Raw genomic sequence first — 13,237 nt, forward strand, 5'->3', positions numbered from 1 at the left:
AATAAAATTAGTTGCAAATAGATTGCCATGTTTTGTTAATGACGGCTTCCAATACATCATCAGAATACACTTCGGCGTAATGCGTTTGCCGAAACGCCAACTTGAAGGCACTCTCTAAACCGAGGGCAAACAGCACATCCGTCGGTAAATGACTTACAATCCGTTGCTTTTGCCCCAGTTTGACAAAATTATTCCAATAGCCATGCCCTTCGCGATAGCGTTTAACCTGTTCATTAAAGCCGGGAAGCGTAGTATATTGATAAAAATTCTTTAAAATTTGAGGGTTCTGATTAAAAAAATTCCAGAAGTTCCACCACATTTGGCGGTATTGATCGAAAAGCGGCGCTTGCGGATCGAGATTTTTAGCCAACAGCTCATCGACGCGGGCAAACAGGTATTTGGCCAATTCTCTTAATAATTCATCTTTATTTTTGAAATAAATATAAATCGTACCGACCGAAATGCCCGCAGCCTTGGCAATCTTTTGCATGGATAGCGCGTGCAACCCTTGCTCGGCCATTAACATTTCCGTCGCCAACAAAATTTGCTGTGCCGTCCCAATTTCAGAATGTCGCATTAAACAAAAGCCCCTAAAATGAATGAACGTTCATTCTAGTGATTTTTGTGACGCAGTTCAAGAAATAAAAATTGAGAGCCGGCGTTTTTTAAACCGTCCCGTCAAACCGAAAGTGCGGTAGACATCATCCTAAACGATTCAGAATCAACGACAGCATTCCCGCCGCAATCAACGGACCGACCGGCACGCCTTTAAAAAAAGCGACGCCGACAATGGTGCCGATTAACAAGCCGGTGATAATCGACGGTTGCGATGTCATCAAACTGACGCCGCGTCCGCCGAGCCAAGCAACAAAAATCCCGACCACAATCGCCAAAATCATTTTCCAATTCAATAGTAAGCCGCCGAGATTCTCCAACTTGATTTTGCCTGACACCAACGGACTGAGCACACCGATAGTCAGAATGGTAATGCCGAGATATAACCCGTATTTTTCCAACCATGGAATATACTGTTCTAGCGGGGTTTGCTGCATAACCAACAGTACGGCGGCAGAAATAATGATTGAATTATTATGGCTGAAATAACCGAGAATAATCAGAAAAACCAACATCGCGGCGGCGGCATTAAAATGGAAGAAAGACATAAGATTTTAAGTTGGGTGGAAGATAAACTAAATCTACTGATGAGTTAGGGAAAAAGCAAGTGCTATATTCTGCCCAAATCCGTTATATAAAAAACAATATAACTATAATTTTGCCGAATGTAACTTGATATAAGTCAACAATTCCTGAATTAAGCATGAAAATACCTCTTTAGAGGCATTAAGGCTATACAGAAAGCATGGATAATCTTAACGTTGAATTTATGTCAATTGCTTTACGTCTTATCCGAATGCCGTAAAAGCTACAATTTTCGGGAATTGAAAATGAATACTGTTGTAACCAACGAGGCGTCCGCCTGCGAAAATGCAAATGAATGGCACGTTTGCGGTGTTGTCGTACAGTGCCGTCCGCAAGATATGAGTACTGTGAAAAATGCGTTACAACAGCTGGAATATACCGATGTCAGTGCAGTTGATGAAAATGCAGGCAAACTGGTGGTGGTCATGGAGTCACACAACCAGGGCGTTTTATTAGAACGTATGGAGGCGGCACGCAATATTTCCGGTGTGTTGGCTCTTTCTTTGGTGTATCACCAACAAGCTCAAGATTAATCAATCGTGGGGGAACAGATGAATCTAAGTCGTCGTGAATTTATGAAAGCCAACGCCGCAACTGCGGCAACCATGGCTGCCGGGTTGAGCATTCCGGTGGTCAATGTTGCTGCTGCGGATAATTCAATAAAATGGGATAAAGCGGTTTGTCGCTTCTGCGGCACCGGCTGTAGCGTACTGGTCGGCACGCAAAACGGACGCGTGGTTGCTTCGCAAGGCGACCCGGATTCCGAAGTGAATCGCGGTTTGAACTGTATCAAGGGCTACTTCCTGCCGAAAATCATGTACGGTAAAGACCGCCTGACCCAGCCAATGTTGCGTATGACCAACGGTCAATATGACAAACACGGTGAATTTGCGCCGGTCAGTTGGGACATGGCGTTCAGCACCATGGCAGAGAAATTTAAAGCCGCGATTGCCAAAAACGGACGCAATGCGGTCGGTTGTTTCACCTCCGGTCAATCCACGATTTGGGAAGGTTATGCGCTGAACAAATTGTTTAAAGCCGGTTTGCGCTCTAACAACGTGGATCCGAATGCCCGCCACTGCATGGCGTCGGCAGCAGTCGCCTTTTTGCGCACTTTCGGAATTGATGAACCGATGGGTTGCTACGATGATATCGAACATGCCGATGCATTTGTGTTATGGGGTTCGAATATGGCGGAAATGCACCCGATTTTGTGGTCGCGGATCACCGATCGCCGTCTCACCAAACAAGACAGCCAAGTATTCGTGCTCTCAACCTTTGAACACCGCTCTTTTGAGTTGGCGGACTACGGCTTAGTCTTTACGCCGCAAAGCGATCTGGCAATCCTGAACTATATCATCAACTATTTGATTCAAAATGACGCCATCAATTGGGATTTCGTCAATAAACACACCAAATTCAAAAAAGGCGAGACCGATATCGGTTATGGTCTGCGTCCTGAGAATCCACTGGAGCAAAAAGCGCAAAACGCCGGCAGTGGTAAAATGTATGACAGTAATTTCGAAGAGCTGAAAGAACTGGTTGCAGAATATACCTTGGAAAAAGCGCATGAAATCAGTGGCGTGCCGAAAGATCAATTGGAAGCTTTGGCAAAACTGTATGCCGATCCGAACAAGAAAATCGTCTCTTTCTGGACCATGGGCTTCAACCAACACACCCGTGGTGTGTGGGTTAACCATTTAATGTACAACGTGCATTTATTGACCGGAAAAATCTCGCTGCCGGGTTGCGGACCGTTCTCTTTGACCGGTCAACCGTCTGCTTGTGGTACGGCGCGTGAAGTGGGCACCTTTGCCCACCGCTTGCCTGCCGACATGGTGGTGACTAACGAGAAACACCGTGACATCTGTGAAAAAGCATGGAAATTACCGAAAGGCACGATTTCCGACAAAGTCGGTTACCATGCGGTTGCACAAGACCGCGCCCTAAAAGACCGTAAAATGAACGTGTTGTGGGTAATGTGTAACAACAATATGCAAGCCGGCCCAAATATCAATGAAGATCGTCTGCCGGGCTGGCGTGATCCGGAAAACTTCATCATTGTTTCTGACCCGTATCCGACCGCCAGCGCCCTGTCTGCCGACTTGATTCTACCGACCTCAATGTGGGTGGAAAAAGAAGGCGCTTACGGTAACGCCGAGCGCCGCACCCAATTCTGGCGTCAACAAGTGCCGAAAACCGGGGATTCCCGTTCTGACTTGTGGCAATTGGTAGAATTTGCCAAATACTTCAAAGTGGAAGAAGTGTGGGAAGAAGAGCTGTTGGCGCAAATGCCGGAATATCGTGGTAAAACGTTATATGAAATCCTGTTTACCAACGGACAAGTGGATAAATTCCCGATCAGTGACTGGGACGACAGCGTGCTGAATGATGAATCCCGTCATTTCGGTTACTACTTGCAAAAAGGCTTGTTTGAAGAATATGCGGCATTTGGTCGCGGTCATGCGCATGACTTGGCGGATTTCGATGTCTATCACAAGGCGCGCGGCTTACGCTGGCCGGTGGTGGAAAACAAAGAAACCTTATGGCGCTACCGCGAAGGTTACGATCCGTATGTTAAAGCCGGTGAGGGCGTGAATTTCTACGGTCAACCGGATGGACGCGCGGTTATTCTTGCCGTACCGTACGAACCGCCTGCGGAAGTCCCGGATCAAGAGTACGACTTGTGGTTATCCACCGGCCGTGTACTGGAACACTGGCATACCGGCAGTATGACTCGCCGCGTGCCCGAACTGCACCGCTCTTTCCCGAACAACTTGGTGTATATGCACCCGTTGGATGCGCAAGCACGCGGTATGCGTCACGGCGACAAAGTTAAAGTCGTGTCCCGTCGCGGGGAAATGGTGTCGTTCTTGGATACCCGCGGGCGGAATAAAGTGCCGCGCGGCTTAGTTTATACTACGTTCTTTGATGTCGGGCAGTTGGCAAACGCGTTGACCTTAGATGCAACCGATCCGATTTCCAAAGAAACCGACTTCAAAAAATGTGCGGTTAAAGTGGTTAAAGCCTAATAGGTCGAAACATGATCCGTAAACCCGTACTTAATCCGAACCGCCGGCGCTTTTTAAAAGATACCACCCGTACCGCGGGTGGTCTGGCCGCTATCGGATTATTACTGGGTTTGCAACAGCAGCAAAGCTTGGCACGCGAAGGCGTGGCACTGCGACCGCCTTTTGCACTGGAAAATGAGAAAGATTTTGCTGCCGCTTGTATCCGCTGCGGGCAATGTGTACAAGCCTGTCCGTATGATATGTTACATCTTGCCTCGCTGTTGTCACCGTTGGAAGCCGGAACGCCTTACTTTATTGCACGCGATAAACCGTGTGAAATGTGTGAGGATATTCCTTGCGCCAAAGCCTGTCCGAGCGGCGCGTTGGATTCGAGCCAAGATAATATCGATGATTCCAGAATGGGATTGTCGGTACTGCTTGATCATGAAACTTGTCTGAATTGGCAAGGCTTGCGTTGCGATGTCTGTTATCGGGTATGTCCGCTGATTAACAAAGCGATCACCTTGGAAATGCAGCACAATGAGCGCAGTGACCGTCATGCCAAATTTATTCCGACGGTACATTCCGATGCCTGCACAGGCTGCGGCAAGTGTGAGCAAGCCTGTGTTTTGGAAGAAGCGGCGATTAAAGTATTACCGATCTCTTTGGCGAAAGGCATGTTAGGTCAGCATTACCGCTTGGGTTGGGAAGAGAAAGAGAAGGTCGGTCATTCATTATTGCCTGACGAAATGATTAGGCTGCCGACTCGTCTGCCTGAAAACGGCTTGCCACAAAACGTATTACCGGAGAATCCGTAATGGCAAATGCGATTAATCTGGCAGGACGTGAAGCCCGCGAAAAACGGGGCTGGTGGCGAGCAAACCGCTTTTTATTTTGGCGCCGTTTGTCGCAACTGAGCATTTTGGCAATGTTTTTGTCCGGTCCGTGGTTCGGGATTTGGATCTTAAACGGTAACTACAGCAGCAGTATGTTGTTGGATACGATTCCCTTAACCGATCCGCTGATTATGGCGGAAAGTTTGGTAACGGGATATTGGCCGCAGTTGACCGCACTTTTGGGTGGGTTGATTGTGATTGCGGTTTATGCCGTATTAGGCAGTAAAGTCTTTTGCGGTTGGTGTTGCCCGCTAAATGTGGTGACCGACAGCGCCGCTTGGTTAAGACGTAAACTCAATATCCGCCAAAGTGCCAAGCCGGATCGCTCTTTGCGTTACGGCATTTTAGTGATGATTTTAATCGGCAGTGCCGCCAGCGGCATGTTGTTGTGGGAATGGATCAACCCGGTTGCCGCGCTGGGACGCGCCTTGATTTATGGCTTCGGCGCAACCGTTTGGCTATTGTTGGCACTGTTCCTGTTTGACTTACTCATCGTCGAACACGGTTGGTGCGGACACCTCTGTCCGATTGGCGCGGCATACGGTGTGATCGGTGCCAAAGGTGTTATTCGGGTTAAAGTGATTGATCGCGAACGCTGTGATCGCTGCATGGACTGCTTTAACATTTGTCCGGAACCGCAAGTATTAAGAAATCCGCTCTTCGGCAGTAAAGACGAGGGCAAACAACAAAATTTATTAGTGTTATCCAAAGATTGTATCAGTTGCGGACGTTGTATTGATGTCTGCCCTGAATCTGTTTTTAAATTTACCACAAGATTTGATCATGCGAGGAGTGAGCGATGATTAAAAAGACTAAAGTATTAGCATTGGCAGGTTTATTGTTAAGTGGACTGTGCGGTTCCGCCTTGGCACAGGATGTCTATCCGGTAGGGAAAGATCTCGCCACATCCCCGGAAAATACGGCACCGGCATTCCATAATCAACCGAAAGAGAGCGAGTTAGCGGCGTTGAGTTACGTCAACCAACCGCCTATGGTGCCGCATAGCACTAAAAATTATCAAGTGACTAAAAATATCAACCAATGTTTGAATTGCCACAGCGTACAAGCTTCGCGTGTGACCGGCGCAACCCGTATCAGCCCGACTCACTTCGCCAGCCGTGACGGCGTCGTCAGTGGCGAAGTGTCGCCCCGCCGCTATTTCTGTGTTCAGTGCCATATTTCGCAATCCGATGTTGCGCCGATTATCGAGAACGAATTTAAGCCATTACCGGGTTACGGCGATAAATAAGGAGCGGACATATGATAAAAAATCTGATCAAACGCTTTTGGCAATGGTTCCGCTCGCCAAGTAAAATCGCAGTCGGCACCCTGTTAGTAGTGGCGTTTATTGCCGGCATTATCTCGTGGGTCGGTTTCAATTACGGCATGGAACAAACCAACACCGAAGAATTTTGCGTCAGCTGTCACAGCAATGATGTTTATCCGGAATATCTGCACACCGCGCACTACCAAAACCGCAGCGGCGTGAAAGCGACTTGTCCGGATTGCCATGTGCCGCATGAATTCGTGCCGAAAATGATTCGTAAATTGCAAGCCAGCCGTGAAGTGTATGCGCACGTGATGGGCTACACCGACACGATTGAGAAATTCAATTCCCGTCGCTTACATATGGCTGAACGCGAGTGGGAACGGATGAAGGCCAACGATTCGCAAGAGTGCCGCAACTGCCACAACTTCGACAATATGGATTTCAGCCAACAAAAAACCGTAGCGGCAAAAATGCACAGCAAAGCGATTCAAGACGGCAACACCTGTATCGACTGTCACAAAGGGATTGCCCACCAATTGCCGGATATGCGCGAAGTCAAGGACGCAACCGCTTATTAAGCCGAAATCATGGGCTAGATACAAACCAAACCCCAAACACGCTGTTTGGGGTTTTTACTTGCAAAAGATTATTGCGGCAGATGAATTTGATTACGTTGATTATACAACGTGCGGTGGCCGAAATAGAGCGCGGCAAACAGAGATAAACTGACGGCGGTACAGATCGCAATCATAATCGCAATTTGGTATAACACCGCCGTGCTTGGCAGCGTGCCGGAAAGAATCTGCCCGGTCATCATGCCCGGCAAAGCGATAATGCCCATGCCCAACATCGAATTCAAGGTGGGTAAAAGTGCGGTTTCGACCGCCTGATTGACATATGGCAACAGAATTTTTTCCGGGGTAACTCCGAAATTTAACAGGGTGTTAATCTTATCCCGTTCGGATTGCAGACTTTCACGAAAGGTCTTAATCCCCAAATTCAGCGCCGTCATGGCATTGCCCATAATCATGCCGCCGAGCGGAATCACATATTGCGGATTAAACAGTTGCTGATTCGTCACCACTACCACAAAAAAAGCGATAATACTTAAACCGGAAAACGTCATTGCCAACGCAATCGACTGCTTAAATTGCCGGTTCAAATTCGGATTTTTGGATAACACCCGATGAATGGCAAAAATCACCATTGCCGCCACATATAACATGGTGAAAATCGGACTTGGGTGACCAAAGATATAGGTCAACACCCAACCGGCAATAATGAGTTGTAACGTCATGCGCACACTGGCGATTAACAACAACTTGGACTGCCGAATATGATTCTTCTTCATCACATACAACACCACCAGCAGTAATAAATAGACCAAACTGAAATTCAGTAAATTCATACTCACATCATTCATCACTTAATCCTTGCTAATCGGAATAATTTGATCGGCATGGCGCTGCACCAACTGCTGATCATGACTGATCGCCAGCACCGTAATCCCCTGTTTGCGGCAATAAGCCAGAATATCGCCGAGCACCTGTTCCGCCAAGGCTTCATCCAATGCGGACGTGGGTTCGTCCAACATCAATAATTTCGGTTGTAAACTCAAGGCCAAGGCAAGAAACACCCGTTGCTGCTCGCCGCCGGACAACACATTACACGAGGTCTCTAAGGCGAAATCCGCACAACAAAGCTGCAAAAAGGTTTTGATTTGCGCGTCTTCCGGCGGGGATTTGTCTAAATAATCGTAGAACAGTTGGAAATTTTGCCGAATCGACTGCGCAAACAAAAACAAACGTTGATTCACCAATAACAGTTCGCGGCGTAATTGCACACTGTCGAGCTGCGCAATATCTTGCCCTTGATAGCGAATCGTGCCACTGCTCGGCGATTCAATGGCATTAATCAAACGCAATAAGGTACTTTTGCCACTGCCGCTCGGGCCTTGCAAAAACGTGACTTGGTTAGCTGCTATTTGAGAGTCGGGATAACGCAGCAATTGCTGTGCCTGAAAGGTAACACCTTGTAATTCAAGAAATGGGGTCATAAACGCTCACCGAATAGAAACAGAGAACATCAGTATAACCAATAAAAGTGCGGTTTCCTACTTCCTCAATTTCACGCATTCGATCGCATGATTCGCGCCCTTGACCAAAATCAGATTGGCTCGCTCACTACTCGGCAGGATATTTTGTTTTAAATTCAATCCGTTAATCGTCTCCCAAATATGCTGTGCGGTGGCAACCGCTTCTTGCTCGGACAAAGAAGAATAATGATGAAAATAAGAATTCGGATCACTGAACGCCCCTTGGCGGAAAGTGAGAAAACGCTTGGTGTACCAGTTTTTCAACAGCGATTCTTTGGCGTCGACAAAAATCGAAAAATCGACAAAATCCGACACGAACAGTCGATCCGGCTTGCGTCCGTGATTGGCACTGGTTTGTAACACATTCAGCCCTTCCAGAATCAAAATATCCGGTTGATCGATCACATTGTACTGATTCGGCACAATATCATAGGTTAAATGCGAATAAATTGGCGCTTTCACATTACGTTTGCCGGATTTAATATCCGAAATAAAGCGGATCAAACGCTGCGTGTCATAAGAAACCGGAAAGCCTTTTTTCTGCAACAGATTGTCTTGCTGCAACTTCGCCAACGGATAGAGAAAACCGTCGGTGGTAATCAAATCCACTGTACGTTTCTTTGGCCAGTGGCTGAGTAGCGACTGCAAAATCCGCGCCGAGGTGCTTTTGCCGACCGCCACGCTGCCGGCAATACTGATGATATACGGTACTTTCGGTGTTTCAACCCCTAAGAAGCGGTGCAACACCGTTTGGCGACGCAGATTTTCTTCGATGTAATAGTTGACCAGACGGGTCAGCGGCAAATAGATGGTGCTGACTTCTTCTAAGGAAAGCTCTTCATTAAAACCAAGTAACGGCTCTAGATCTTGCTGGGTTAAGGTCAGTGGCGCAGATTTACGCAACGCCGCCCACTGTTCGCGGTTAAACTCTAAAAACGGCGTAAATTTTTTCTGTACTGACCCCATTGCGTGACTTCTTTCCTCGCCCGTTGGCGCAATTGACAATGGGCGTTATATTGCACCGATTAACCGCATGACGCAATCCTGATTTAACAAATAATCGGCGAGATTGGCGAAAAGCGGCCAGAACGTTTAAATTTTGCGCAATCCTGCCGAAAGTGCGGTCCGCAAACCGCACTTTGCCCGGATTAATCAATTAAACCTAAATCCAGTAATCCCTGATATAAACCATCATCGGCAATATCCGCAGTCACATAATCGGCAACGGCTTTCAGTTCGGGGTGGGCATTGCCCATCGCTACGCCAAACCCGACTTCGCGCAGCATTTCCAGATCATTCAGCCCGTCGCCGAACGCCACCGCATTTTCTGCGGTTAGCCCGAAATGCCGCAATACCGTCTTAATTCCGCGCGCTTTTGAGCCTTCGGCGGCAAACAGATCGACCGAATAATCATGCCAACGCACCACTCGCAAATGCTGCTGCAAAATACCGGAATCGGCGATCAGTTGATCCTGCGCTTGGGTATAAAACGGCAACATTTGATACACCGGGTGTTTCAAATAATAGTCGGTATCAACAATATAGTTTTGGGTGATCGGATCCATTGCATTGGCGATTTCCGCGGTAACACGGTTTACCGCCACATCACGTTCGGAGACAAACGCATAATCAATCCCATGTTGTTTGAAAAACGCCACAATGCGTTCAATATCCGCCAATGCCAACGGATAAGTCTGCAACGGCTGCCCGCGATAACTGTTGTATTGCCCGTTAATTGTCACTAACAACTCAATCGGCAGGCGCTTCACCAATTGATTGACCTCGTGCGGCATTGAGCACAACGAGCGCCCGGTGGCAATTGCCGCAGTAATGCCGTTTTGTTGCAATTTGACCAGTGCGGTTGCCACCGACGACGGCAAGTATCGTTGATGTTTCATATACAGGGTTTCATCAATATCAAAAAACACGATTTTGACCTGTTGCGGATCTAACATAAAAACTCCCGGATTCAGATAGAAAAGTGCGCTAAGTATAAAAGATTTTTGGAATCCTGATCGTAAAAATCGCGCTACTGAATGGCGCAAACCGCACTTTTCCGCTATTTTTTGATCTCAATCTAACACTGATTCACAACCAAAATGCGAATAACAAATCTATTCGGAGACAATTGGCTCGGCGCAAGCTGTATTTTGTGCCGGTCTACCCTCGCTTTAGCAAAGCACGGCATTTGCAACCGTTGCAATCGCGAGATCACGCGTTTCCGCTATTGCGGCAGTTGCGGCGCGGAATTGGCGTTTGATACGCCGCATTGCGGCAAATGCCTGACCGATCCGCCACCGTGGCAGCGTTTGGTCACGGTCAGCCATTTTCAAGCGCCGTTGTCATCGTTGGTTCATCGGTTTAAATTCCAGCGCCAGTTTCAGCTTGACCGTATGTTGGCGCGTTTGCTGTTGCTGGCGATATGGCAGGCGCGGCGCACGCATGGGTTAGCCTTGCCGGAAGTGATTTTGCCTGTGCCGTTACACGCACTACGCCATTGGCAGCGCGGTTACAATCAAGCGGAACTGCTGGCGCAACAGCTTTCCCATTGGTTAAACATTCCGTGTGATAGCCAATTATTACGACGGTTGCGCCACACGCCGCCGCAACGCGGATTAGACAGCAAACAGCGGCGCAACAATCTGAAAAAAGCCTTTGCCTTAAACCCGAAAATCAGTGAAATCCGTTACCGCTCGGTGGCGATTGTCGATGATGTGATCACCACCGGCGCAACCATGGCGGAGCTCTGCCGACTGCTGCAAAAGTGCGGTATCACACAAATTCAGGTGTGGTGTTTATGTCGTACCTAGCGCAATCATAATTTATGTGTATAATTTAAATAAAGCATACACATCAAAACCCGCACAGCAAAATTAATGGAGGGAAATATGCGTACCAATATTGTGATTAACGATCATTTAATGAATGAAGCCTTATTGCTATCGGGGTTACGCAGTAAACGTGAAGCGGTGGAAGCCGGTTTGCAGTTGCTGGTGCAGCAGAAACGACAACAAAAAATCCGTGAGTTACGCGGTGCGTTGCACTGGGAAGGTGATCTTGCCGAAATGCGGAGCATGCAAGATGATTATCGCGGATAGCGGCGTATGGATTGATTATTTCAATGGGGTGATCAATCCGCAAACGGATCAGTTGGACGATGTGCTACAAAACGGACAAGTGGCATTGACCGATGTCATTTTAATGGAAATTCTGCAAGGCTTTCGGCTTGAGAAAGAGTATCGCCAAGCCAAGACCGCACTTGCCGCCTTGCCGTGCTTTGAGATTTTAGGCGTTGATAATGCACAACGTTATGCACAAGATTACCGCACTTTGCGCCGGCAAGGCATTATCATTCGCAAACGTAATGATGTGATGATCGCCGGTTTTTGTATTCGCCGACGGATTCCGTTGTTGTTTCGTGATCGCGATTTTCTGCCTTTTGTTTCCTATTTAGGGTTACAAGCGGCATATCAAGCCAAATAGCTAAGGGCGATCAGCCTGCAGCGCCGACAGTTTAATTTCTACTTTCCAGTCGGCTTTTGCCAATTTTGCTTCAACGCAGGCGCGTGCAGGGCTGTGTTGCGGGTTCACCCATTCGTCCCAAGCACGGTTCATGCCGTCGTAATCCGCCATATCGGTAAGGAAAATCGTGGCTTCGAGCAGATGGTTTTTACCCGAACCGCACTTTGCCAGCCAGCCGTCGATTTGCGCCAACACATCGCGGGTTTGTTGATAAATATCCACATCGCTGTTTTCCGGCACCATCCCGGCAAGAAAAATAAAGCCGTTGGCGACGGTGGCTTCCGAAAAACGCGGGGTTTGCCCGAAATAGCGGATTGTCATGTTTTACTCCTTGTTCTAAACCGTGGCGGCTATCTTAGCACAGCACACTGACAGAAAAACTGGAAAAAAAAGCGATTAAGGCGTATTATTTCGCTAACTAAATTCCGACAAGATAGGTCGGATATTACCCTCAACTGTTAAGGTAACTTATGTATATTCAAATTTCTGATAGCGCACAGGCGCATTTTGCCAAGTTGTTGGAACAACAAGAAGAAGGCACAAATATTCGTATTTTTGTGGTGAATCCGGGGACGCCGAACGCCGAGTGCGGTGTTTCTTATTGTCCACCGAATGCGGTTGAAGCCACGGATACCGAACTGAAATACAACAGTTTCTCCGCTTTTGTTGATGAAGTGAGTTATCCGTTTTTGGAAGCCGCCGAACTGGATTTTGTTACCGATGACATGGGTTCGCAACTGACGCTGAAAGCGCCGAACGCCAAAATGAAGAAAGTGGCGGACGACGCACCGTTAATCGAGCGCGTGGATTATGTGATTCAAACCCAAATCAATCCGCAACTGGCGAGCCACGGCGGGCGCATTACCTTAATCGAGCTGACCGACGACGGTTATGTGGTGTTGCAATTCGGCGGCGGCTGCAACGGCTGTTCGATGGTGGATGTCACCCTGAAAGACGGTATCGAAAAACAACTGTTGGAACAATTCGCCGGCGAGTTAAACGGCGTGCGTGATGTGACCGAACACCAACACGGCGAACATTCTTACTATTAGATTACCGCTACTACGCTCAAATGATTGGCAAAGGTAGTTTATGAAACAAAGTAAGGGCGGATTAAATATCCGCCCGTTTACGAAGTACGATATAAACAATTAACCAATAAAAGGTAAATGCAAAGTGCGGTTCGGGCGGAGATATAATCCGCCCCTACTTTTACATTTCATCTTTATCTGCAATTTGAGCT

At 47.8% G+C, this 13,237-nt stretch carries 17 protein-coding genes; 10 read left to right on the plus strand and 7 right to left on the minus strand.

Annotated elements, in window-relative coordinates:
- Positions 1 to 7: 7 nt before the first annotated feature.
- On the minus strand, positions 8 to 577 hold the full coding sequence (locus tag ACQ31U_RS04050; protein WP_431053807.1) for a TetR/AcrR family transcriptional regulator: 570 nt from the start codon (positions 575 to 577) through the stop codon (positions 8 to 10).
- A gap of 124 nt (positions 578 to 701) precedes the next feature.
- On the minus strand, positions 702 to 1,163 hold the full coding sequence (locus ACQ31U_RS04055; RefSeq protein ID WP_431053808.1) for a DUF441 domain-containing protein: 462 nt from the start codon (positions 1,161 to 1,163) through the stop codon (positions 702 to 704).
- A 282-nt stretch (positions 1,164 to 1,445) separates the two neighbouring features.
- Between ACQ31U_RS04055 and ACQ31U_RS04060 the strand changes: the two genes are divergently transcribed.
- From ACQ31U_RS04060 to ACQ31U_RS04085, 6 genes are read left to right on the plus strand one after another with little or no spacing between them, the layout of a single operon-like run.
- Entirely contained in the window at positions 1,446 to 1,733 is a 288-nt protein-coding gene (locus ACQ31U_RS04060) for a chaperone NapD (protein WP_431053809.1), read from the plus strand.
- A gap of 18 nt (positions 1,734 to 1,751) precedes the next feature.
- Positions 1,752 to 4,232, plus strand: coding sequence for a nitrate reductase catalytic subunit NapA (gene napA, locus ACQ31U_RS04065; protein ID WP_431053810.1), 2,481 nt, complete (start codon positions 1,752 to 1,754; stop codon positions 4,230 to 4,232).
- A gap of 11 nt (positions 4,233 to 4,243) precedes the next feature.
- Positions 4,244 to 5,029, plus strand: coding sequence for a ferredoxin-type protein NapG (napG, locus tag ACQ31U_RS04070; RefSeq protein WP_431053811.1), 786 nt, complete (start codon positions 4,244 to 4,246; stop codon positions 5,027 to 5,029).
- Complete coding sequence (napH, locus tag ACQ31U_RS04075) at positions 5,029 to 5,910, plus strand: quinol dehydrogenase ferredoxin subunit NapH (protein WP_431053812.1); 882 nt, start codon at positions 5,029 to 5,031, stop codon at positions 5,908 to 5,910. Before napG ends, napH begins: the two co-directional genes overlap by 1 nt.
- On the plus strand, positions 5,907 to 6,356 hold the full coding sequence (locus ACQ31U_RS04080; protein WP_431053813.1) for a nitrate reductase cytochrome c-type subunit: 450 nt from the start codon (positions 5,907 to 5,909) through the stop codon (positions 6,354 to 6,356). Before napH ends, ACQ31U_RS04080 begins: the two co-directional genes overlap by 4 nt.
- Positions 6,357 to 6,367: 11 nt before the next feature.
- Positions 6,368 to 6,955: a cytochrome c3 family protein gene (locus ACQ31U_RS04085; RefSeq protein ID WP_431053814.1), complete on the plus strand. Its 588-nt coding sequence runs from the start codon at positions 6,368 to 6,370 to the stop codon at positions 6,953 to 6,955.
- A 68-nt stretch (positions 6,956 to 7,023) separates the two neighbouring features.
- Here ACQ31U_RS04085 and ACQ31U_RS04090 read toward each other — a convergent pair whose 3' ends face one another.
- From ACQ31U_RS04090 to ACQ31U_RS04105, 4 genes are all read right to left on the minus strand, one after another.
- The gene (locus tag ACQ31U_RS04090) at positions 7,024 to 7,800 is read right to left on the minus strand and encodes an ABC transporter permease (protein ID WP_431053815.1); all 777 of its coding nucleotides are present in this window, start codon (positions 7,798 to 7,800) and stop codon (positions 7,024 to 7,026) included.
- A gap of 3 nt (positions 7,801 to 7,803) precedes the next feature.
- The gene (locus tag ACQ31U_RS04095) at positions 7,804 to 8,433 is read right to left on the minus strand and encodes an ABC transporter ATP-binding protein (RefSeq protein WP_431053816.1); all 630 of its coding nucleotides are present in this window, start codon (positions 8,431 to 8,433) and stop codon (positions 7,804 to 7,806) included.
- A gap of 57 nt (positions 8,434 to 8,490) precedes the next feature.
- Positions 8,491 to 9,438 carry a type I pantothenate kinase gene (gene coaA / locus ACQ31U_RS04100; RefSeq protein ID WP_431053817.1) on the minus strand — a complete coding sequence of 316 codons (948 nt, stop codon included), beginning with the start codon at positions 9,436 to 9,438 and terminating at the stop codon, positions 8,491 to 8,493.
- A gap of 182 nt (positions 9,439 to 9,620) precedes the next feature.
- Positions 9,621 to 10,427 carry a Cof-type HAD-IIB family hydrolase gene (locus ACQ31U_RS04105; protein WP_431053818.1) on the minus strand — a complete coding sequence of 269 codons (807 nt, stop codon included), beginning with the start codon at positions 10,425 to 10,427 and terminating at the stop codon, positions 9,621 to 9,623.
- A 144-nt stretch (positions 10,428 to 10,571) separates the two neighbouring features.
- Here ACQ31U_RS04105 and ACQ31U_RS04110 point away from each other — a divergent pair, with 144 nt between their 5' ends.
- From ACQ31U_RS04110 to vapC, 3 genes are all read left to right on the plus strand, one after another.
- The gene (locus ACQ31U_RS04110; RefSeq protein WP_431053819.1) at positions 10,572 to 11,282 is read left to right on the plus strand and encodes a phosphoribosyltransferase family protein; all 711 of its coding nucleotides are present in this window, start codon (positions 10,572 to 10,574) and stop codon (positions 11,280 to 11,282) included.
- Positions 11,283 to 11,360: 78 nt separating this feature from the next.
- Positions 11,361 to 11,570, plus strand: a complete 210-nt coding sequence (locus tag ACQ31U_RS04115) for a type II toxin-antitoxin system VapB family antitoxin (protein WP_431053820.1) — start codon at positions 11,361 to 11,363, stop codon at positions 11,568 to 11,570.
- On the plus strand, positions 11,554 to 11,955 hold the full coding sequence (vapC, locus tag ACQ31U_RS04120) for a type II toxin-antitoxin system VapC family toxin (RefSeq protein WP_431053821.1): 402 nt from the start codon (positions 11,554 to 11,556) through the stop codon (positions 11,953 to 11,955). The genes ACQ31U_RS04115 and vapC overlap by 17 nt, the downstream gene beginning before the upstream one ends.
- Here vapC and ACQ31U_RS04125 read toward each other — a convergent pair whose 3' ends face one another.
- Positions 11,956 to 12,315, minus strand: coding sequence for a RidA family protein (locus tag ACQ31U_RS04125; protein ID WP_431053822.1), 360 nt, complete (start codon positions 12,313 to 12,315; stop codon positions 11,956 to 11,958). It abuts the gene before it with no gap.
- A 149-nt stretch (positions 12,316 to 12,464) separates the two neighbouring features.
- Here ACQ31U_RS04125 and nfuA point away from each other — a divergent pair, with 149 nt between their 5' ends.
- Complete coding sequence (gene nfuA / locus ACQ31U_RS04130; protein ID WP_431053823.1) at positions 12,465 to 13,046, plus strand: Fe-S biogenesis protein NfuA; 582 nt, start codon at positions 12,465 to 12,467, stop codon at positions 13,044 to 13,046.
- The last annotated feature ends 191 nt before the right edge of the window (positions 13,047 to 13,237 follow it).

Origin of the sequence: Testudinibacter sp. TW-1, assembly GCF_050613185.1 — a bacterium.
Classification (GTDB): Bacteria; Pseudomonadota; Gammaproteobacteria; order Enterobacterales; family Pasteurellaceae; genus Chelonobacter.